Annotated in this window: 14 protein-coding genes; 13 read left to right on the forward strand and 1 reads right to left on the reverse strand. The window is 68.4% G+C overall.

Going from position 1 to position 21,117, the window contains the following annotated elements:
• Window positions 1-63 precede the first annotated feature (63 nt).
• From ACG00X_RS21795 to ACG00X_RS21840, 10 genes are all read left to right on the forward strand, one after another.
• Window positions 64-3,126, forward strand: coding sequence for a TonB-dependent receptor (locus ACG00X_RS21795; RefSeq protein WP_394491509.1), 3,063 nt, complete (start codon window positions 64-66; stop codon window positions 3,124-3,126).
• Window positions 3,127-3,202: 76 nt separating this feature from the next.
• A complete protein-coding gene (locus tag ACG00X_RS21800) occupies window positions 3,203-4,843 on the forward strand; it encodes a DUF5597 domain-containing protein (RefSeq protein WP_394491511.1) in 1,641 nt (546 codons plus the stop codon).
• Window positions 4,844-4,913: 70 nt separating this feature from the next.
• Complete coding sequence (locus tag ACG00X_RS21805) at window positions 4,914-7,082, forward strand: beta propeller repeat protein (protein WP_394491513.1); 2,169 nt, start codon at window positions 4,914-4,916, stop codon at window positions 7,080-7,082.
• A 272-nt stretch (window positions 7,083-7,354) separates the two neighbouring features.
• Window positions 7,355-9,601: a glycoside hydrolase family 95 protein gene (locus ACG00X_RS21810; RefSeq protein ID WP_394491516.1), complete on the forward strand. Its 2,247-nt coding sequence runs from the start codon at window positions 7,355-7,357 to the stop codon at window positions 9,599-9,601.
• A gap of 133 nt (window positions 9,602-9,734) precedes the next feature.
• Window positions 9,735-10,955 carry a GDSL-type esterase/lipase family protein gene (locus ACG00X_RS21815; RefSeq protein ID WP_394491518.1) on the forward strand — a complete coding sequence of 407 codons (1,221 nt, stop codon included), beginning with the start codon at window positions 9,735-9,737 and terminating at the stop codon, window positions 10,953-10,955.
• A gap of 21 nt (window positions 10,956-10,976) precedes the next feature.
• Window positions 10,977-12,344 (forward strand): GH1 family beta-glucosidase, encoded by a 1,368-nt coding sequence (locus ACG00X_RS21820; protein WP_394491520.1) that lies wholly within the window; start codon window positions 10,977-10,979, stop codon window positions 12,342-12,344.
• The gene (locus tag ACG00X_RS21825; protein WP_394491522.1) at window positions 12,344-13,786 is read left to right on the forward strand and encodes an MFS transporter; all 1,443 of its coding nucleotides are present in this window, start codon (window positions 12,344-12,346) and stop codon (window positions 13,784-13,786) included. The genes ACG00X_RS21820 and ACG00X_RS21825 overlap by 1 nt, the downstream gene beginning before the upstream one ends.
• Window positions 13,783-15,381, forward strand: coding sequence for a family 43 glycosylhydrolase (locus tag ACG00X_RS21830; RefSeq protein ID WP_394491524.1), 1,599 nt, complete (start codon window positions 13,783-13,785; stop codon window positions 15,379-15,381). Before ACG00X_RS21825 ends, ACG00X_RS21830 begins: the two co-directional genes overlap by 4 nt.
• On the forward strand, window positions 15,378-16,970 hold the full coding sequence (locus ACG00X_RS21835; protein ID WP_394491526.1) for a GH39 family glycosyl hydrolase: 1,593 nt from the start codon (window positions 15,378-15,380) through the stop codon (window positions 16,968-16,970). The genes ACG00X_RS21830 and ACG00X_RS21835 overlap by 4 nt, the downstream gene beginning before the upstream one ends.
• A gap of 323 nt (window positions 16,971-17,293) precedes the next feature.
• On the forward strand, window positions 17,294-18,673 hold the full coding sequence (locus ACG00X_RS21840; RefSeq protein ID WP_394491528.1) for a glycoside hydrolase family 5 protein: 1,380 nt from the start codon (window positions 17,294-17,296) through the stop codon (window positions 18,671-18,673).
• Window positions 18,674-18,712: 39 nt separating this feature from the next.
• Here the strand turns inward: ACG00X_RS21840 and ACG00X_RS21845 are convergent, their stop codons facing one another.
• Window positions 18,713-19,060 (reverse strand): H-NS histone family protein, encoded by a 348-nt coding sequence (locus ACG00X_RS21845; RefSeq protein ID WP_394491530.1) that lies wholly within the window; start codon window positions 19,058-19,060, stop codon window positions 18,713-18,715.
• Between the two features lie 270 nt (window positions 19,061-19,330).
• On the opposite strand from ACG00X_RS21845, the gene ACG00X_RS21850 reads away from it, so the two are divergent.
• From ACG00X_RS21850 to ACG00X_RS21860, 3 genes are all read left to right on the forward strand, one after another.
• A complete protein-coding gene (locus tag ACG00X_RS21850; protein ID WP_394491532.1) occupies window positions 19,331-19,672 on the forward strand; it encodes a PRC-barrel domain-containing protein in 342 nt (113 codons plus the stop codon).
• Between the two features lie 291 nt (window positions 19,673-19,963).
• The gene (locus ACG00X_RS21855; RefSeq protein WP_394491534.1) at window positions 19,964-20,512 is read left to right on the forward strand and encodes a hypothetical protein; all 549 of its coding nucleotides are present in this window, start codon (window positions 19,964-19,966) and stop codon (window positions 20,510-20,512) included.
• A 139-nt stretch (window positions 20,513-20,651) separates the two neighbouring features.
• Window positions 20,652-21,020 carry a response regulator gene (locus ACG00X_RS21860; RefSeq protein WP_394491536.1) on the forward strand — a complete coding sequence of 123 codons (369 nt, stop codon included), beginning with the start codon at window positions 20,652-20,654 and terminating at the stop codon, window positions 21,018-21,020.
• The last annotated feature ends 97 nt before the right edge of the window (window positions 21,021-21,117 follow it).

Consider the following 21,117-nt stretch of genomic DNA (forward strand, 5'->3'; position numbering starts at 1 on the left):
AGCAGCAGCAGTAGCCGGCAAAGCCATCCGATTGCCGACAAGTAAACCAATAGGAGACAAACCGTGATCAAGCATCAGAGAACCATCGTTTCGCTCGCGGCCGCCCAAGCTGCGCTGCTGAGCAGCGGCATGGCCATGGCACAGGCGGCCGACGCGCCGGCCGCCGCCGCCTCCGCGCCCATCCAGAAGGTCGAAACCGTCGTCGTCAGCGGCCGCCGCGCGGCGCTGCAGTCGGCGCAGACCATCAAGCGCAACGCCGACGAGATCGTCGACTCCATCGTGGCCGACGACATCGGCAAGCTGCCCGACCGCTCCGTCACCGAAGTACTGCAACGCGTCGTCGGCGTGACCATCGACCGCACGATGGCCAAGGGCGACCCCGAGCACTACTCGGTGGAAGGCTCGGGCGTGAACATCCGCGGCCTGAGCATGGTGCGCTCCGAGCTGAATGGCCGCGACACCTTCTCGGCCAACGGCGGCCGCGCGCTGAACTTCGAAGACGTGCCGCCCGAGCTGATGGCCGGCGTGGACGTCTACAAGAGCCCCTCCGCCAAGCAGATCGAAGGCGCCATCGGCGGCCTCGTGAACCTGCGCACCGCGCTGCCGTTCGACTACCCAGGCTTCAAGGCCGCGATGTCCGTGGACAGCACGTACTCCAAGCTGCAGAAGAAGACGTCGCCTTCGGGCTCCGCCCTGCTGTCCAACCGCTGGAAGACGGACCTGGGCGATGTCGGCGCCATGCTGAGCCTGGCTCACTCCGAGAGCAACACACGCAACGACACGGTCCAGGTCGAGCCCTACTTCCTGATCGACGCCGATCGCTCCGATACGTCGACCGCCGGCACCGTGTGGGCGCCGCGCGGCATGGCCTGGCGCACGCTGGAGTTCCAGCGCAAGCGCGACGGCCTGTACGGCGCGCTGCAGTGGAAGAAAGACTCGGTGCAGTCGTCCCTGACGTTCTTCAAGTCCAAGTACTCGATGAACTGGAACGAGACGGCCAACTTCGGTCAGGCCGGCACGCCTTATGACCTCGCGCTGCGACCGGGCTACACCGTCGACAAGAACAACGTGCTGCAGACCGGCACGCTCTACAACGCCGGCGGCTCCGACCTGGGCGCGGTGAACTTCGGTGCGGACACGCGCTACGCGGCCCGCAAGTCCGACACCCGCGATCTGGGCTGGAACCTGACCTGGAAGCCCAACGACAACTGGACGCTCAGCAGCGACCTGCAGATCGTCCGCTCCAAGACGCGCAACAACGACTACACCGTCGGCACCGGCATCCTGATGGCCAGCCAGTCCATGGACCTGACGGGCTCCACGCCCCGCCTCGTCTATGACTCCGCCTTCCAGTCCGCGCTGCTCAACCCCGCCAACAACTACTGGGGTTACACGATGGAGTACCAGGAGGGCAGCAAGGCGAAGTCCACCGCCTGGCGCGGCGACGCGACGCTCAACCTCGAACACCCCATCTGGGACGACCTCAGCTTCGGCCTGCGCCTGACCGACCGCAGCGCGGACAACGTCGTCAACTCCGTGCCCGGCGGCCAGTCGTGGACGCGCGGCTACCACTGGTCGGCCATCACGCAGACCTGGCAGACCGGCTGGGCCCTCGATCGGCTGGCCACGCTGGATGACCCGCGCTTTTCGAAGGGCGTCTACCAGCACAACTTCGGCGGCTTCTTCGGTGGCAAGGTCAACGTGCCCAACCTGCTGATGCCCGTGCCCGCGCTCGCACAGAGCGGCTACACCGCCGAGTGGCAGAAGCTGCACGGCTACGCCGTGACGGCCTGCGAAGACAAGAACGGTGCCGGCAACTGCGGCTACATGGGCTGGACGCCTTCCACCTACGGCTCCGACCCGATCAGCCGCAACAACCAGGAAGAGAAGAGCCAGGCCGCCTACGCGCAGGCACGCTTCCATCTGGACGAGTGGAACCTGCCGGTGGACGGCAATCTCGGCGTGCGCCTGGTGCGCACCGACATGACGGCCCAGGGCTACAGCCTCTTCACCGTCGACACAGGCCTCAAGGACGGTCAGACGCTGGCAGGCGTGCCGATGCCCCAGTTGACGGGCTTCGCGACTCCGATCGACTACTCTGGTGCGTACAACAATGTGCTGCCCAGCCTGAACCTGCGCTTGAAGGCACGTGACGATCTGCAGTTCCGTTTCGCGTGGGCGCAAGCCATTTCGCGCCCGGACTTCTCGCAGCTGATGGCCTACACCAACCTGAAGCTGTCCTCCGCCGACAAGACCACCAACGACACGACAGGCGTCGTTACGGTTGGCCGCTGGGACACGACCGGCGAGTCCACCGGCAACCCGGCCCTCAAGCCCATCAAGTCCAACCAGATCGACCTGACGGGCGAGTGGTACTTCTCGAAGTCCGGCTCCATCACCGCTGCCGTGTTCAACAAGCAGCTCAAGGACGTCATCGTCAACCAGACGGCGATCACCCAGCTCACCGCGGCCGACGGCAAGATCTACGACTTCACCGTCACGACCCCGATCAACGGCGCCAAGGGCCATGTGCGCGGCATCGAGCTGGCGTTCCAGCGCTACCTCGACATGCTGCCGGGCTGGATGAGCGGCTTCGGCGTGCAGGCCAACTACACCTACATCGATAGCAAGACCAAGCCCTACAACCCGGTCACGGGCGCGATGTGCACGGGCACCAGCGATGGCGCCGCCAACCTGCAGCTCAACATGAACGGCTGCGACACGGATGGCCGCTCGTTCGGCGACCTGCCGCTGGTGGGCATCTCGCGCAATGCGTACAACCTGGCGCTGATCTACGACTACGACAAGATCTCGGCGCGCCTGGCCTACAGCTGGCGCTCCCGTTACCTGCAAGGCGTGAAGGTCAACGGCACCAACGGCACCAACGGCCGCGATGCCAGCGGCAATGCCGTCGCGTGGGCGCTGCCGACCTGGAACGATGACTATGGCCAGCTGGACGGCGGCGTGTCCTACAAGTTCACGGACAAGTTCACGATGAGCCTGGAAGGCCAGAACCTGAACAGCGCCATCAACCGCCAGCTGATGCAGCAGCACATCGGCATGATGACGCGCGCGGTGTTCTACACCGGCCCGCGCTACGTCTTGCGCGCCAGCTACACCTTCTGATCGCCCGGTCGCCTGACCGGTTCTGCCGGCGGTGGCCTGACGCTACCGCCGGTCTTCACTGCCAAAGCGAGTTCAGATGCGCAAGCTGCTGCTCACTCTGCTGACGTCCACGGCGACGCTGTTCGCCGCCGGCGCGTCAGCCACCGACCTCCCCCGCCTCGTCGAACGCGACGGCCGGCACGCGCTGCTGGTCGACGGCAAGCCCTTCCTGATCCTGGGCGCCCAGGCGCACAACTCCAGCAACTACCCAGCCGGCCTCAAGCCCGTGTGGGACGCTGCCAACGACCTCAAGGCCAACACGGTGCTGATGCCGGTCGCCTGGGAGCAGGTGGAAGCGGTGGAGGGGCGCTTCGATTTCAGCTTCGTTGATACCCTCGTCAAGCAAGCCCGCCAGCAGAAGAAGAAGCTGGTCATCCTGTGGTTCGGCACCTGGAAGAACACCAGCGCGCAGTACACCCCCGAGTGGGTCAAGCTCAACCCCAAGCGCTTCCCGGCCATGCTCGACAAGGACGGCAAGCCCAGCTACTGCCTCAGCCCCTTCGGCACCGAGACGCTGAAAGCGGACAAGAAGGCCTTCGTCGCCTTCATGACCCACCTGAAGAAGATCGACGCCACCGAGCGCACCGTGCTGATGGTGCAGGTGGAGAACGAGGTCGGCACCTACGGCCTGGTGCGCGACTACGGCGCGCAAGCGCAGGCCGCCTTCGAGCAACCCGTGCCCGCCGCCGTGCTGGCGCGCCAGAAGCCCAAGGCCGCCGCGTCCGGCACCTGGCGCGAGGTCTACGGCGACTACGCCGACGAGTACTTCCATGCCTGGGCCATCGCCCGCTACATCGGCGACATCGCCCAGGCTGGCCGCGCCGTCTACGACCTGCCCATGTACGTGAACAACGCACTGCGCAACCCGCTGGAGCAACCGCCCAAGCCCTGGAACAAGGACTTCGCCAGCGGCGGCCCGACCTGGGACGTCATCGACATCTACAAGGCCGCCGCGCCCGCCATCGACATCGTCAGCCCCGACATCTATGCGCCAGAGTCCGACCAGGTGAACGCCAACCTGCGCCTGTTCGGCCGCCCCGACAACGCGCTGTGGATTCCCGAGATCGGCACCAAGCCCGCCTATGGCCGCATGCTCTACGCGATGCTGGGCCGCGGCGCCATCGGCGTGTCTCCGTTCGGCATCGACTACTTCAACTACACCAACCACCCGCTGGGCGCGACGGCCACCGACAAGACGCTGGTGGAGCCCTTCGAGCGCGTCTACCGCATGTTCGCGCCCATCCAGCGCCAGTGGGCGCAATGGGCCTTCGACGGCAAGACGCAAGGCGTGGGCGAAGGCGACGACCGCAAGCCGCAGCAGCTGGACTTCCCTGGCTGGACCGCCAAGCTGACCTACCGCCTCGGCCGCTTCGGCGAGGCCGCCTGGGGCGGTGAGTTCGCCAAGCCCACGCCGGGCACCGAGGAGCCCAACGGCGGCGCCGCCATCGCGCAAATCGCCCCCGACGAGTTCATCATCATCGGCAACCGCGTGCGCGTGCGCATGGAACCGGCCGAGGGCACGAAGGGCATGATGCTGCGCGCCGAACAGGGCCGCTTCGACGCACAGGGCCGCTGGGTCATGGAACGCGTCTGGAACGGCGACCAGGTCGACTACGGCCTGAACCTGCCGGCCGAGCCCATGATGCTCAAGGTCAAGATGGGGCGCCCCGCGCAATGAAACCCCTCGTCCAAGGAGTACCTTGGCCCGGACCGCTCGGCGGCCAGTGCTCGGCCCGCAGGAGCCCGTGATGCGACGTCGTGACCTGCTGCTGGCCACCGGCCTCGGCGCGCTGCCCGCCTGGGCGGCGACCGAGAACGCCCCCGTATACGACTGGCGCAGCCTCAGCTACGGCGCGGGTGGCTTCATCCCCGGCTTCCTGTTCCACCCACGCGAGAAGGGCCTGCTGTACGCGCGCACCGACATCGGCGGCGCCTACCGCTTCGACCCAGCGGGCCAGCGCTGGCTGCCGCTGCTGGACCACCTCGCCAAGGCCGACGCCGACCTGATGGGCGTGCTCAGCCTCGCCGTCGACCCCAGCGACGCCAACCGCGTCTACGCCGCCTGCGGCCTCTACACCGGCGAGTGGGCGCGCAAGGCCGCGCTGCTGTCGTCCACCGACCGTGGCGCCAGCTGGCAGATCCACGAACTGGGCCTCAAGCTCGCCGGCAACGGCCCCGGCCGCGGCACCGGCGAGCGCCTGCAGGTGGACCCGGCCCGCCCCGAGCGGCTGCTGCTGGGCACCACGCAGGACGGCCTGCTGCAGAGCACCAACCGGGGCGAGAGCTTCAGCGGCCTGGGCGGTTTCCCGGCCAAGCATGTATCCCTCGTGCTGTTCGCCGGCCCGCGCACGATCTACGCCGGCAGCCACGACCAGCCCGGCCTGTTCGTCTCCACCGACGACGGCGCCAGCTTCACGCGCGTGGCCGAGTTGCCGAGCCAGGTGCCGCAGCGCGCGGCACTGGGGCCCGACGGCTCGCTCTACGTCAGCCTCGCGGCGGGCGACGGCGGCAGCGCCACCAACCCCGGCAACGCCAGGACCGGCAGCGTCTGGCGCCGCACACCCGAAGGGCAGTGGCGCAACATCACGCCGGTCAAGCCCGGCAACGGCCAGGCCTTCGGCTACTCGGGCCTGGATGTCGACGCCAAGCGCCCCGGCCGCGTGGTCGTCACCACCATCGAACGCTGGAACGGTGGCGACGAGATCTACCTCTCCGACGACTTCGGCGCCCACTGGACGCCGCTGAGCCCGCGCTCGTCGTTCAACGCCAGCACCCACCCGTGGCTGCAGGCTTTCCAGGGCAAGACCCGCCACCCGCAAGGCCACTGGCTGGCTGACTTCAAGATCGACCCGCACGACGGCGACCACGCCGTCTATGGCACCGGCTACGGCCTGTGGATGACCGGCAACCTCGGCGCCGAGCAGGTGCGCTGGGCCTTCGCCGTCGACAACCTCGAAGAGACGGCCGTGCTCGGGCTGGCCAGCCCGTCCGGTGGCGCCTCGCTGCTGGCGGCGATGGGTGACGTCTCCGGCGCCGCCTGGGACGACCTCGCCCAGGGCCCGAAGAACGGCCTGTTCCTGCCGGCCGGCGAGACCAACCGCTCGGTGGCCTTTGCCGAACTCAACCCTGCCATCGTCGCGCGCACCTCCGACGCGGCGGCCCACGGCGGCTACTGGTCCAACGACGGCGGCGCCAGCTGGCGGCCGTTCGGCCCCAGCACGCGCAACGCCAAGACGCCCGAGGGCTGGGCGGCGCCGATGGGCCAGGTGGCCGTGTCGGCCAAGGGCGGCTTCTTCGTCTGGGCCCCCGAGCGGCAGGCGGCGCTGTTCTCGCGCGACCATGGCAAGACCTGGGCGGCCTGCGAGGGCTGGCCGGCCGATCGCGACGTGGCGCTGACGCCGGTGGCCGACCGCGCCGTGGAAGGCGTGTTCTACGTCCATGACCGCGCCAACGGCCGCATCCTCGTCAGCACGGATGGCGGCGCCAGCTTCCAGCCCGGCGTGACCGGCCTGCCCAAGCTGGAGAACTGGCGCACGGCCCAGCTCGTCTGCGCCCCCGGCCAGCCGCGCGACCTCTGGCTGGCCCTGCCCGACGGCCTGCTGCACCTGCCCGGCGTGGACAGCCGGCCCCAGGGCGTGCGCGGCGTCGTCGAGCCCTGGCGCGTGGCGCTGGGCAAGGCCGCCGAGGGCGCGGCCTATCACGCCATCTACGTCTGGGGCCGCGTGCGCGTGGACGGCAACGACGGCACCGAAGGGCTGTTCCGCTCCATCGATGCCGGCGCCAGCTGGCAACGCATCAACGACGACCGCCACCGTTATGGCCGCCTGAACGCGCTGGCCGCCGACCCGCTGGAGTTCGGCGTCGTCTACCTCGCGCCCGAGGGCCGCGGCGTCATCATGGGTAAACCACGCGCATGAGAGCCCCTCGCCCGGTCCTGCCCCGGCTGAACGCCGGCATGCCCAGTCGGTCTTGCAGACCGCGCAGCGGGCAGAGCCGCTGCTCTTCGGCAGGCACGGCAAGTCCACTGGACTTGCCGTGTCCGGCCTTAGCCCCCGAGGGGACGGCGATGCTTGCGGCATTGAGCCGCAAGCACATCGCCCGCGGGCCGGCTTGGGAGCGGCCCGGCGCTCGGCCCGCGGTAAAGCTGCGGTGGCCGTATTTCGTCTTGGCGCTGCTCCTCATGGTCGCCATGAGGCCCCTGCACGCCGCCGAGCTGCTGCTGCGTTATGACGCGCCCGCGCCCGACACGCCCCAGGGCTGGGAGCAGCAGGCGCTGCCGGTCGGCAACGGCCGGCTGGGTGCGATGCTGTTCGGCCAGGTGGCACGAGACCGGCTGCAGTTCAACGACATCACGCTGTGGACCGGCAACACGAAGCAGATGGGCGCCTACCAGCCCTTCGGCGACGTGGTGCTGACGCTGGACGGCGCCGATGCGCCCGTCAGCGGCTACCGCCGCGAGCTGGACATCGGCCGCGCGGTCAACCGCCTGCACTACACGCAGGCCGGCGCGCGCTTCACGCGCGAAGTCATCGCCAGCCACCCGGCCCAGGTCATCGCGTGGCGGCTGACGGCCGATCAGCCCGGGCGCTACACGGGCAGCGTCGCGCTGACCGACCGCCACGGCGCCACCATCGGCGCAGCCGCCCAATCGCTGGCCGCCGTGGGCACCTTGCCCAACGGCCTGGCCTACGCCAGCCTGCTACGCGTCGTCAACGACGGCGGCACGGTGGCCCTCGACGGCGACACGCTGCGCTTCGAAGGCTGCAACGCGCTGACGCTGATCCTCGGCGCAGGCACCAGCTTCGCCGACGGCCAGCCGCCGCTGCCGCGCGTGCAGGCGCAGGTCGCTGCCGCCAAGCCCTGGCCGCAGCTGCAGGCCGAGCACGCGCGTGACGTCCAGGCCCTGCTGGGCCGTGTGCGGCTGGACCTCGGCGCCAGCCCCGCCGCGCGCCGCGCATTGACCACCGACGCGCGGCTGGCCGCCTACACCCAGGGCGGGGGCGACCCCGAGCTGGAGGCGCTGTACTTCCAGTTCGGCCGTTACCTGCTGGTCAGCAGCTCACGCGACGCCTTGCCCGCCAACCTGCAAGGCCTGTGGAACGACCAGCTGCAGCCGCCGTGGAACAGCGACTACCACTCCAACATCAACCTGCAGATGAACTACTGGCCGGCCGAGGTGACCAACCTCGCTGAGGCGGCACGGCCGCTGCACCGGTTCATCGAACGACTGATCCCCGAGTGGCGCAAGCCGGTCGCCGAGCGTGCCGCGCAAGCGCTGAAAGACCCAGCCTCGCTGCCGCCCGAGACGCCGCCGTGGGACAACTCGGTGCAGCCGCCCATCGAGACCTTCCTCACCCCTGCTGACAAGCCCGTGCGCGGCTGGGCACTGCGCACCGAGACCAACCCCTTCGGCGCGCAGAGCTATCTGTGGAACATGACCGGCAACGCCTGGTATGCCCGCCACTTCTGGGAGCACTACGCGTTCACGCAGGACCAGCGCTTCCTGCGCGACGAGGCTTGGCCGGTGCTGAAGGAAGTGGGCGAGTTCTGGGAGGACCGGCTCAAGGAGACGCCGGACGGCCGGCTCGTCGCGCCCAACGGCTGGTCGCCCGAACACGGCCCCATCCAGGACGGCGTGGCCTATGACCAGCAGATCCTGTGGGATCACTTCGACAACCTCGCGCACGCTGCCGCCGTGCTGGGCGACCGCGCCGCGCAGGCCCGCGCTGCCGCCATCCGCGACCGCCTTGCCGGCCCGCGCGTGGGTCGTTGGGGCCAGTTGCTGGAATGGCAGGACGAGCTGACCGACCCGGTGCTCGACACGCCCAAGGACACGCACCGCCACGTGTCCCATCTGTACGCGCTGTACCCCGGCCGGCAGATCTCTCCGGCCCGCACGCCTGCGCTGGCCGCCGCCGCGCGCACGACGCTGGCCGCGCGTGGCGACGTCAGCACGGGTTGGTCCATGGCCTGGAAGATGGCCTACTGGGCCCGCCTGCGCGATGGCGACCACGCCCACCAGCTGCTGCGCGGCCTGCTGGCCCAACCCGGCGCACGCAAGGCGCGTGTCGGCGCCGAGGTGCACGAGGGCGGCACCTACCCCAACCTGTTCGACACCCACCCGCCGTTCCAGATCGACGGCAACTTCGGCGCCACGGCCGCCATCGCCGAGATGCTGCTGCAGTCGCACGACGGCGTCATCGACCTGCTGCCCGCGCTGCCCGCCGCCTGGCCTAAGGGCTCGGTCAAGGGCCTGCGCGCGCGCGGCGGCTTCGAGGTCGACCTCACCTGGGCGCAAGGCCGCGTGACGAGCGCCACGGTGCGCAGCGTGGCCGGTGACGGCGGCGGGCGCGTCCGCGTGGGCCAACAACGCGTCGTCGAGCTCAAGCTCAAGCCCGGCCAGTCGCGCACGCTGCTAGCCAAGGATCTCCTCTGACATGACAACACCTCAGCATCAACACCGCCTCGGCAGCCGTCAGACCCGGAGGCCCTGGGCCTCGCTCGGCGCCGCGGCCTCGCTGTGGCTGTGCGCGTCGGCTTTTGCCGCGCCCGCACTGACAGCGCAGTCAATGGCACTCGACACCGGCAAACCGGCGCCGGGCTGGCACATCGCCGTGACCGATTTCGAGGGCGAAGCCCAGCTCAGCGGCGACCGCGTCACCGTGCCCAAGCCGGCCAACCCGCGCGTGCCCAACAGCCACGTCGCAGCCCGCCGCAGTGACGATGGCGCACTAACGCTGCAGTTCAGCAACAGCTGGATCGCGCAACTGCGCTGGCAGGGCGGCAAGCCGCTGGACCTGAGCCCCTACCTCGCCCACGGCACCGTCGAGTTCGACCTGAACGTCGTCGACCTCGCCCACGGCGGCATGAAGTTCAAGCTCGGCTGCGGCCAGGACTGCGAACGCAAGGTGCCCTTCCTGTTCGCCGGCCGCGAGCTGGCCGGCAAAGGCAAGCAGCACATCAGCCTCGCGCTGACCTGCTTCTGGCGTGAGGGCGACGACTTCTCCGCCGTCAACGTGCCGTTCACGCTGGAAGGCACCGGCAGCGGCGAGATCAGCATCGCCAACCTGCGCTTCAACAAGGCCGGCAAGGCGACGACCGCCTGCCCCGACTACCGCACGCAATCCGTCACGCCGGAGCGGCTGCAGGAGTCGTGGGCCGTCGAGTGGTGGCTGCCGCGGCACGAGCAAAAGCTCGCCGAGATCCAGGCCCACCGCGCGGCCGGCCGGCGTGTGGACCTCGTCTTCCTGGGCGACTCCATCACGCAGGGCTGGGAGAACGAAGGCAAGGACGCTTGGGGCCAGCACTTCGCGAAGTACAACGCCGTGGCCCTGGGCTTCGGCGGCGACCGCACCGAGAACCTGCTGTGGCGCCTGCAGCATGGCGAGCTGGACCAGATGGCACCGAAGGCCATCGTCGTCATGATCGGCACCAACAACACCGGCGACCGGCTCGAAGACCCGGCACTGACGGTGGCCGGCATCAAGAAGAACCTCGACGAGATCCGCCAGCGCCAACCCCAGGCCACCGTGCTGTTGCTGGCCCTGTTCCCGCGCGGCGAGAAGCCCGACGACCTGACCCGACGCCACAACGCCAAGATCAACGCCCTGCTGCCGGCACTGGCCGATGGCAAGCAAGTCGTCTTCCTCGATATCGGCCATGCCCTGATGAACGCGGACGGCACGCTGTCCAAAGACATCCTGCCCGACTGGCTGCACCTCAGCCCGGCGGGCTACGAGATCTGGGCCCGCAGCCTGGAAGCTCCCCTCTCCCCTCTCCTGGCGCCCTGACGGCACCTCGCTCCTGACCCCATGACTGCTCTGACCTACTCCAGCCCCTTCCCCGCCGACTTCGTGTTCGGCGTCGCCGCCGCCTCCGCCCAGATCGAGGGCGCCGCCTTCACCGACGGCAAGGGCGAATCCATCTGGGACCGCTTCTGCCGCGAACCCGGCAAGGTGCACGGCGGCGACACGCTGGACGTCGCCTGCGACCACTACCACCGCTTCGACGAAGACTTCGCGCTGATGGCCTCGCTGGGCGTCAAGAACTACCGCCTGTCCATCGCCTGGCCGCGCATCTACCCCAACGGTGACGGTGAACTCAACCAGGCCGGGCTGGACTTCTATCACCGCCTGTTCGCCAGCATGAAGAAGCACGGCATCACGCCGTGGGTCACGATGTTCCACTGGGACCTGCCGCAGAGCCTGGAGGACCGCGGTGGCTGGACCTCGCGCGTGACGGTTGACGCCTTCGCCCGCTACGCCGACACCATCGTCAAGGCGTTTGCCGGCGAGGTGACGCACTGGATCACGATGAACGAGATCCGCTGCTTCACGCTGCTGGCCTACGGTTACGGCACCAAGGCGCCGGGCCGCAAGGAGAGCAACGCCGTCGTCAACCAGACCTTCCACCACGCCCTGCTGTGCCACGGCCACGGCGTGCGCGCGGTGCGCGAGTTCGGCGGCGCGGGCGCCAAGGTGGGCTTGACCGACAACTGCGACGTCTGCATCCCCGTGACCGAGACGCCGGCAGACATCGCCGCCGCCAAGGCCTGGTTCCTGGAGAAGAACGCCCACGTGCTGGGTGCCATGCACGCCGGCCACTATCCGGCCGACTACCTGGCCCGCGCGGGCGCCGACGCCCCGAAGGTGGAGCCCGGCGACTTCGACCTCATCAGCCTGCCCACCGACCACCTGGGCCTGAACATCTACACCGGCACCTATGTGCGCGCCCCCAAGAACGGCGCCTCGGACCAAGCCTGGGAGGCCGTGCCGCTGCCGATCAACTACCCGCGCGCCGACAGCCCCTGGCTGCACATCGCGCCGCAGTCCATCTACTGGGCCACGCGCTTCTGCGCCGAGCTGTACGGCCACCAGTCGCTCTACATCACCGAGAACGGCTGCGGCTACAACGAGGAGCCGGTGGTGAACGGCGAGGTGCTGGACCTGCACCGCCGCGACTTCGTGCGCAACCACCTGCGCGAAGCCCACCGCGCCATCAGCGACGGCGTGCCGCTGCACGGCTATTTCCTGTGGAGCTTCATCGACAACTACGAATGGGAAGACGGCTACCAGCGCCGCTTCGGCATCGTGCACTGCGACTACGAGACGCTGGTGCGCACGCCCAAGCTGTCGGCCCGCTACTACGCCGAGGTCGTCAAGGCCCACCGGATCCTCTGATGAACACGCAAGCCCTGCCCCTGAAGAAAGCCTTGCCACCCGTGGCCGACCGCCTGCCGATGTCGCAGAAGATCGGCTTCGGCCTGGGCTCCATCCTCGACATGTGGGGGCACTGGCTGTACGCGTCGCTGGCCTTCCAGGTGTTCAACATCTTCCTGGGCGTGGCGCCCGGGCTGATCTCCACCGTCCAGGCCATCAAGATCGTCATCGACGCCGGCTCCGACGCGCTGTTCGGCTGGCTGTCGGACAACACGCGCACGAAGTACGGCCGCCGCCGCCCCTTCATCCTCGTCGGCGGCGTGCTGGCGGGTATCGGCTTGCCGCTGATGTTCGCCGTGGGCCGCGGCTGGACCGACACGCAGTACTTCATGTTCATGCTGATCAGCATGGTCATCTACGTGCCGGTGATGAGCTGCTTCAACATGCCCTGGGTCAGCCTCGGCGCGGAGATGACGCCCGACTATCACGAGCGCACCACCGTGATGGCCGTGCGCAACGCCATCCAGAAGGCGCCCGAGCTGGCGATGTTCTTCGCCGCGCAGTTCACGACGCTGGCCTGGTTCCACGACGCCAACGGCAAGCCAGACATCCTGCGGGGTGCGCAGGTCTATTGCGCCATCCTCGGCACCATCATGGTCGGCGTGTCCATCGCCATGTTCATGCTGGTACGCGAGCGCTATTACGAGAAGCTCGTGGCGCGTACGCAGACGCACATCCCGCTGGCCGACACGCTGTGGCGCACGCTGCGCTGCAAGCCCTTCCGCACGGTGCTGACGATGTCGCTGGCCTACAGCATCGGCACGGCCATGGTCGGCGCCCTGGGCTACTACGCCACCGTCTACTACGTCTGCAAGGGCGACATCGTCACGGCGACGCAGTGGAACACCGCGATGGGCCTGGCCGGCATGGGCTTCGGCTTCGCGGGCATCCCGTTCTTCTCGTGGATCGCGCGCCGCTGGGGCAAGCGCACGGGCCTGGCCTGCGTGCTGACGCTGGCCATCTGCGCCTTCATCGGCGACTGGTGGCTGTACGACCCCGAGCGGCCCTACCTGCAGCTGCTGGCCTGCGGCTTCGTGGCGTTCACCGGTGCCGGCTTCTGGACGCTGTATGCCGCCACCATCGGTGACGTCGTCGACTACGACGAATCGCAGACCGGCCAGCGCCGCGAGGGCTCGTTCTCGGCCTGCCAGTCGTGGATCTCCAAGGTCGGCATCGCGCTGGGCGTGGGCGCGTCGGGCTGGATCCTGCAGTTCACCGGCTTCGACGCCGCCAAGGAAGGCGCGCAAGCGCCGGAGGCCATCTTCTGGATCCGCATCCTGCTGTCGGGCATCCCCGTCATCGGCCTGGTGCTCGCGCTGATCGCCATCCTGCGCTTCCCGCTGACCGAGGCCCGCATGCTCGAGATCCGCAACAAGCTCGAAGCCACGCGGGGCACGGTATGACCGTATCGCGCCGCCACGCGCTGCAGGCCGCGCTGGCCGGCGCAGCCCTCGCCACCCCGGCCGCCGCCGCGCCACGCCCCGGCACAGGCATCGAGGGCCAACGCAAGGCCGACCGGGGGGATGGCCGCTACGTCAACCCCATCGTGCCCGGCGACCATGCCGACCCGACCATCCTGAAAGACGGCGCCGATTACTGGATGACGTTCTCGTCCTTCCAGTCCTACCCCGGCGCCGTCATCTGGCACTCGACGGACCTGGTCAACTGGACGCCCGTCACCGCCGCGCTGACCCAACCCATCGGCACCGTCTGGGCGATGGACCTCATCAAGCACGCGGGCCGCTACTACCTCTACATCCCGGTCCTCAACGACGCCGGCACGGGCATCTACGTCATCCACGCCGACGACATCCGCGGCCCGTGGAGCGCGCCCATCGACCTGAAGATCCCCGGCTGCATCGACCCCGGCCACGTGGTCGGTGAAGACGGCCGGCGTTACCTGTTCGTCAACGGCGGCCGGCGCGTGCGGCTCACGGCCGATGGCCTGGCCACCGACGGCCCGCTGGAAGACAAGGCCTGGACGCCCTGGCAATACCCCAAGGACTGGGTCGTCGAGATGTTCGCGCCCGAGGGGCCGAAGCTGCTGCGTCGCGGCGAGTGGTTCTACCTGATCTCGGCCGTTGGCGGCACGGCCGGGCCGCCCACCAGCCACATGGTCACCGTCGCGCGCTCACGCTCCGTCCACGGGCCCTGGGAGCACGCGCCCAACAACCCCATCGTGCGCACGACGAGTGCCGGCGAACCCTGGTGGTCGCGCGGCCACGCCAGCGTCGTCGAAGGCCCGAGCGGAGATCCTGGCGACTGGTGGATGGTCTATCACGGCTACGAGAACGGTTTTCGCACGCTGGGCCGCCAGGCGCTGCTGGAGCCCGTCGAGTGGACCCAGGACGGCTGGCTGCGCGCCAAGGGCGGCACGCTGGACCGGCCGCTGCCAGCGCCCCGCGGCGGCAAAGCCGGCCCGGCCGGCGTCGCCCTCTCGGACGACTTCTCGCGCAACCGCATGGGCGTGCAATGGACCTTCCACGCCCCCGGCCCCGATGAACTCTCGCGCCTGCAATGGCAGGACCGCAGCCTGCTGATGCGCGGCAAGGGCAAGTCCCTGGCCGACTGCTCGCCGCTGGTCTGCATCACGGGTGACCGCAGCTACGAGTGCAGCGTCGAGCTGGAGATCACCAGCCACGACAACACCGGCCACGGCGGCCTCGGCTTGTTCTACGACGAGCGCGGCCATGTCGGCATCGCCTTCAGCACGACGCAGCTGCTGACCTACGGCTACGGCCAGGAGCACACCTGGATGCGCGAGAACCTGGCCACGCGCAAGGTCCACATCCGCCTGACCAACCGCGAGAACGTCGTCACCTTCCGCTTTTCGCGCGATGACGGCCGCACCTGGGTGCAGCACCCCTGGCAGATGGAAGTTTCGGGCCTGCATCACAACGTGTTCGGCGGCTTCGTCAGCCTGCGCATCGCGCTGTTCAGCGCGGGTGCCGGCGAGGTGCGCGCCCGCAACTTCGTCTACCGAGGACTCCCCACGTGACATCCCGCCGCCAACTGCTGGCCGCCGCCGCCGCGCTGCCGCTCGCCCCCCACGCCGCGCTCGCCGCCCAGCGCCAGCGCCAGCTCGTGCTGGACCTCGCGCAGGCCACGCAACCGCTGGACCGCTTCTTCGACCACTGCGTCGGCTCCGACTACCCGGGCACGCTGTTCCGCGAAGACTCCCTCGCGCAGCTGAAGACGGCGGTGGACGAGCTGGGCTTTCGCTACCTGCGCTTCCACGCGATCTTCCATGACGTGTTCAAGACGGTCACGCGCGACACCGCCGGCCAGCTCGTATTCGACTTCACCCGTATCGACCAGCTCTACGACGCGCTGCTGGCCCGGCGCATCAAGCCCTTCGTCGAACTGGGCTTCACGCCGGCCGCGCTGAAGAGCTCCGACAACAAAATCTTCTACTGGGCCGGCAACACCTCCCACCCCGAGCCCACCGGCTGGGTCGCGCTCATCGACGCGTTCACGCGCCACCTGCTGCAGCGTTATGGCGCGGCCGAGGTGCGCAGCTGGTACTTCGAAGTGTGGAACGAGCCCAACCTCGACGGCTTCTGGGAAAAGGCCGACCGGCAGGCCTATTTCGACCTCTACACGCGCACGGCACGCGCCATCAAGGCCATCGACCCGCAGCTGCGCGTCGGCGGCCCGTCCACGGCCGGCGCAGCCTGGGTGCCGGAGTTCCTCGCCCACGCGAAGGCGACCGATACGCCGGTGGACTTCATCACCACGCACACCTACGGCGTGGACAACGGCTTCCTCGACGAATTCGGCAAGGAAGACCTGAAGCTGTCGCCCTCGCCCGACGCCATCGTCGGCGACGTGCGCCGCGTGCGCCGCGAGATCGAGGCTTCGCACCTGCCGGGCCTGCCGCTGTTCTTCACCGAATGGAGCACCAGCTACAACCCGCGCGACCTGGTGCACGACAGCTACATGAGCGCCGCCTACGTGCTGACCAAGCTGCGCCAGACCCAGGGCCTGGCCCAGCACATGAGCTACTGGACCTACACCGACCTCTTCGAGGAGCCCGGCCCGCCGGATGCCGCCTTCCACGGCGGCTTCGGGCTCATGACGCGGGACGGTGTGCGCAAGCCGGCCTGGTTCGCCTACCGCTACCTGCAGCAGCTGGCTGCACTGCAGGGCCGCGAGATTCCTTGTAACGACGGGTTCAGCTGGGCCGCCACCGATGGCGAGCAACTGCGCGTGCTCGTCTGGGACTGGCGCAACACCGAGCAGCAGCTCAGCAACCGCAGCTTCTTCGGGCGCCCGCAGCCGGCACGCGACGTGGGCAGCGTCAGCATCGAGCTGCGCCACCTGCCGCCGGGCCGCTATCGCCTCACGCAGCACCGCACCGGCTACCTCGCCAACGACGCGCACACGCTCTACCTGAAGATGGGCGCGCCCAAGGACCTCGACGCACGCCAGCTCGCCGAGCTGCAGGCCGCCACCACCGACCAGCCCGAACGCCTGCCCCAGCGCCAGCGTGAACTGCGCGTCGGCAGCGCCGGCACCGCCCGGCTGAAGCTCGCCCTGCGCAGCCACGACATCGTGCTGCTCAGCCTGACCCGGGTCACCGGCTGAAGCGCCGCGCACGCCTGCCGCGCCGATGGGCGGGCAGGCCGTCGCCGCAGCCATCGCCCGCTGGACGCTGAACGCACGGTTACGTCCCGGTGCTGCACGCGGCCACGGGCGGCGACACAATCACCGCACCGTTGCGTTCGGCCGCAAGGGCCATGCGCCAATCGCGCCGCCCTGATCGAGGCCACCGCCCAGCCATCAGCTGACGGCGACCCTGACAAAGCCTGACCCGACACCGAGGCGCCGCCCCCAAGCCGGCGGCGCCCTTGTGCTGCGCACAGCATGAGGCGGACTGTGCTGCAGCGTTTTCAACATAGGAAACCACCATGAGATCCAAACTCCTGACGTCCCTGTGCCTGCTGGCGCTTGCGCTGTCGAGCTCGGCCCAAGCTGCTACCAAGGCCTGCACGGCCACGGCCATCAAGCCCTACATCAAGGTCGGCGGCAGCTGGACGAACACCGCTGCCTCCAACGTCGCCGCCGGCACGACGTTTGTGCTGGGCCCCCAGCCCACGTCGGGCGGCAGCTGGGCCTGGAGCGGCTGCGGCAGCGCGGGCACGTCTCGCGAGCAAAGCCTCACGGCCAAGTCGAGCTGCACGGCGACCGTGACCTACACGAACAGCTGCGGCACCAAGTCGACCCAGGCCTTCAAGCTCACCGTGCCCGGCATGCGTGACCTGACGAGCCTGCAACTGTCCAAGCAAATGGGCGCGGGCTGGAACCTCGGGAACTCGCTCGAAGCCATCGGCGGTGAGACCGCCTGGGGCAACCCGCAGGCCACGCAGGCGCTGTTCAACGCCGTGAAGGCCGCCGGCTTCAAGACCGTGCGCATCCCCGTCGCGTGGAAGCAGTACGCCGACGCCAACGACAACATCAGCGCCGCCTGGATGAGCCGCGTGACGCAAGTCGTCAACTACGCCAAGAACGCCGGCCTCTACGCGATGATCAACCTGCATTGGGACGGCGGCTGGATGCAGCCCACCTACGCCCAGCAGGCCACCGTGAATGCACGCATCACGAAGTTCTGGACGCAGATCGCGAACAACTTCAAGGGCTACGACGACACGCTGCTGTTCGCGGGCACGAACGAGGTGATGGTGACCGGCGACTACGGCACGCCCACGGTCGAGTACTACACGGTGCAGAACGGCTTCAACCAGACCTTCGTGAACGCGGTGCGCGCGACCGGTGGCAACAACCTGGCACGCCACCTCATCGTGCAGGGCTTCAACACCAACATCGACCACACGGTGAACTTCGCGACACTGCCCAACGACTCCGCGACCAAGCGGCTGATGATGGAAGTGCACTTCTACGACCCCTACAACTTCACGCTGAACGAAAACAGCAGCATCTGGCAGTGGGGTGCGTCGGCCACCAATGCGGCCAACACCGAGACCTGGGCCAACGAGGCCTGGGTGGACGCGCAGTTCCAGAAGATGAAGACCCGCTACGTCGACGCCGGCATTCCGGTCATCCTCGGCGAGTTCGGCGCCATCCGGCGCACGGAGTTCTCGGGGGCGGAAACGTATCGCACGAACTGGGCTCGCTACGTGGCCCGCTCGGCCTGGACGCACGGCGCCGTGCCCGTGTGGTGGGATGCCGGCTCGCCGAGCGCCAACCACAGCACCGGGCTGCTGGATCGCAACAGCGGCGCGCAGATCCATCCGAATCTGATCAGCGCCATCGTCAAGTCAGCGCAATGACGCCAGGGCCGGGGCAAAGCCCCGGCCTGTTGTGCTGCTTCAGCGCGACACCAGAAGATCCTCGGGCTGCTTGCCCGCGGCCAACGCGTCCTTGAACCAGTTCGGGCGCTTGCCAACGCCCGACCAGGTGCGGCCTGCGCCGTCGGTGTACTTGGCCACGCCCGCGGGCTTGCGCGCCGCGGGTTTGCGGGCCGGGGCGGCCACCGCGCGCTTGCGCGTGGCGCGCGCCGGCGCGCCGCCGAACAGCTCTTCGGGCGTGAGGTCGTAGTGGGCGATGGCCTCCTTGATACGACCGATGACACCGGCCTTCTCACGCGAACGCAAGGTGTCTGCCTGCTTTTGCAATTGCGCAATCTGCTTCATCAGCGTTTGCAGATTCTTTGCCATGTCTGAACTCCAGCGACTTGTTGTTGTGTCCGGAGAATTCGACCACAGAAGATGGGCGCGCATGGGCGGCTGACGGCTGCCAGTCATGGGAATGACGCGCAGCCATCAGCGAAACACTGATTCGCTGGACCAGCACTGCATCGGCCAATGCCTACAGCGCAATGGCCCGCATCCCGACCCTCAAGCACGAGCTGGTGGCGCAAATTGGCGGTGTGGCGACGGCGATGCCGCGCCATTCAAAGCGATTTGCAATCCCCAAAGGAGCCCCCCATGTCCTATCCCACCATCTCCTCGTCCAAGGTCGAAGGCACGACCGTCTACAACCTGCACGGCGACAAGCTCGGCTCGATCGATGACCTCGTCATCGACAAGCGCAGCGGCCAGGTTCGCTACGCCGCGCTGGAGTTCGGCGGCTTCCTGGGCATGGGCACCGACCGTTATCCGCTGCCGTGGAACATGCTGAAGTACGACACCAACAAGGATGGCTACGTCGTCAACATCGACAAGACCCAGCTGGAGCGCGCACCGCGCTACACCGAAGACGAAGCGCCGACCTACACCGATGAGTACGGCCGCAAGGTCTACGACTACTACGGCTTCCCCTGGATCTGACGCGCGCCGGGCGCACACCGGCCAAGCGGGCGGGTAGCGGTTGGCGCCACGGCGCCATACCGCTCCCGCCCGCGATCGTTTGAGGCCGCGCGGCGCCGCCACCGCCGCCACTCGCGGCGTAGCGGCCGGTGAGCCCGCGCTCGCGCGGGCGCCGCCATCACCCCCAAGCGGCGTTGTCCGACGGCAGCGCCGCCGCGGCACCGACAGGGCGCCGCCCCGCTCGTTTCTAAGCTGACGGCACGGGCGTTGAAAGCCCGCCGATCCCCCGCCATCAATCCCAAGGAGAGACCCATGACGACCCGATTCCAAGCCCCCCGTCTGCTGTGCGCCCTGCTGTTTGCCGGCCTGGCCGGCGCCGCCTCGGCCAACATCAGCAAGCCCGTCTACAACACCGCCAAGGACGAAGTGAAGGCCATGTTCAAGGCCGAGCGCGACAGCTGCGACACCCTGTCCGGCAACGCCAAGGACGTCTGCGTCGAACGCGCCAAGGGCCAGGAGAAGGTGGCCCTCGCCCACCTGGAGTACCAGTACACCGGCAAGGAAAAGGACCGCAACGACTACCTCGAGGCCCGCTTCGACGCCAAGTACAAGGTCGCCAAGGAAGCCTGTGACGACAAGTCGGGCAACGCCAAGGACGTCTGCGTGGCCGACGCCAAGGCCGCACACGACAAGGCCAAGGCCGACTGGAAGGCGCACAAGAAGATCGTCGAAGCGCAGAACGACCAGATGGAAGCCAAGCTCAAGGCTGACTACAAGGCTGCCAACGAGCGCTGCGACGTCCTGTCCGGCGACGCCAAGGACAGCTGCCAGGCCAGCGCCAAGGCCCGCTACTTCCAGTGATGAAGCCGCGTCCCGCCCACTCTCGAGGCGGGACATTTTTCGCTGGCATGGGGTTTGCTCTTAACCAGGAATTCAAGCGGCATTTCCAGTCGCGATCCCGGGGATGACCGGGCCGATGGCCTGGCGAGGAGCAAATTTCATGTCGAGCGAGGATATTCGTGTGGTGCTGGTCGATGACGACATCGACACCTGTGAGACCTTGAGCAGCTTGTTGCAGTTCGATGGCTACAGTGTGCGCGTTGCACGCACGGCGCAGGACGCCATCACCGCCGTGGACGAATATCAACCCGTGTGTGCGCTGGTCGACCTCGGGCTGCCCGACCTCGACGGCTGCGAGCTCAGCAAGCGCCTGCGCAGCCGCTACGGGCCCGATCTCGTGCTGATTGCCGTGACCGGCCGCAGCGGCGATGACGAGCACAACTTGGCCATGGCCTGTGGCATCGACCATGTGCTGTGCAAGCCGTTGACGGCCGAAAACCTCCGGCGCTTCTTCCCCCCTCGGACCTGATTTACCGGTAAGAACCGGTAACTTTTGCCGACACCCCGGCGAACTTGACCGATAGCGCGCTCCCGGCCGTCTGCCGCGGCCTGCCCGTCCGGACGCC

This window comes from Pelomonas nitida (genome assembly GCF_043555975.1).
In the GTDB taxonomy this organism is placed as follows: Bacteria; Pseudomonadota; Gammaproteobacteria; order Burkholderiales; family Burkholderiaceae_C; genus Pelomonas; species Pelomonas nitida.

Bases quoted from the DNA above. Each gene is read 5' to 3' on its own strand.
- ACG00X_RS21840 (WP_394491528.1), top strand. From the start codon at position 17,294: ATGAGATCCAAACTCCTGACGTCCCTGTGCCTGCTGGCGCTTGCGCTG.
- ACG00X_RS21820 (WP_394491520.1), top strand. From the start codon at position 10,977: ATGACTGCTCTGACCTACTCCAGCCCCTTCCCCGCCGACTTCGTGTTC.
- ACG00X_RS21805 (WP_394491513.1), top strand. From the start codon at position 4,914: ATGCGACGTCGTGACCTGCTGCTGGCCACCGGCCTCGGCGCGCTGCCC.
- ACG00X_RS21860 (WP_394491536.1), top strand. From the start codon at position 20,652: ATGTCGAGCGAGGATATTCGTGTGGTGCTGGTCGATGACGACATCGAC.
- ACG00X_RS21855 (WP_394491534.1), top strand. From the start codon at position 19,964: ATGACGACCCGATTCCAAGCCCCCCGTCTGCTGTGCGCCCTGCTGTTT.
- ACG00X_RS21845 (WP_394491530.1), bottom strand. From the start codon at position 19,060: ATGGCAAAGAATCTGCAAACGCTGATGAAGCAGATTGCGCAATTGCAA.
- ACG00X_RS21850 (WP_394491532.1), top strand. From the start codon at position 19,331: ATGTCCTATCCCACCATCTCCTCGTCCAAGGTCGAAGGCACGACCGTC.
- ACG00X_RS21800 (WP_394491511.1), top strand. From the start codon at position 3,203: ATGCGCAAGCTGCTGCTCACTCTGCTGACGTCCACGGCGACGCTGTTC.
- ACG00X_RS21830 (WP_394491524.1), top strand. From the start codon at position 13,783: ATGACCGTATCGCGCCGCCACGCGCTGCAGGCCGCGCTGGCCGGCGCA.
- ACG00X_RS21810 (WP_394491516.1), top strand. From the start codon at position 7,355: ATGAGGCCCCTGCACGCCGCCGAGCTGCTGCTGCGTTATGACGCGCCC.
- ACG00X_RS21815 (WP_394491518.1), top strand. From the start codon at position 9,735: ATGGCACTCGACACCGGCAAACCGGCGCCGGGCTGGCACATCGCCGTG.
- ACG00X_RS21825 (WP_394491522.1), top strand. From the start codon at position 12,344: ATGAACACGCAAGCCCTGCCCCTGAAGAAAGCCTTGCCACCCGTGGCC.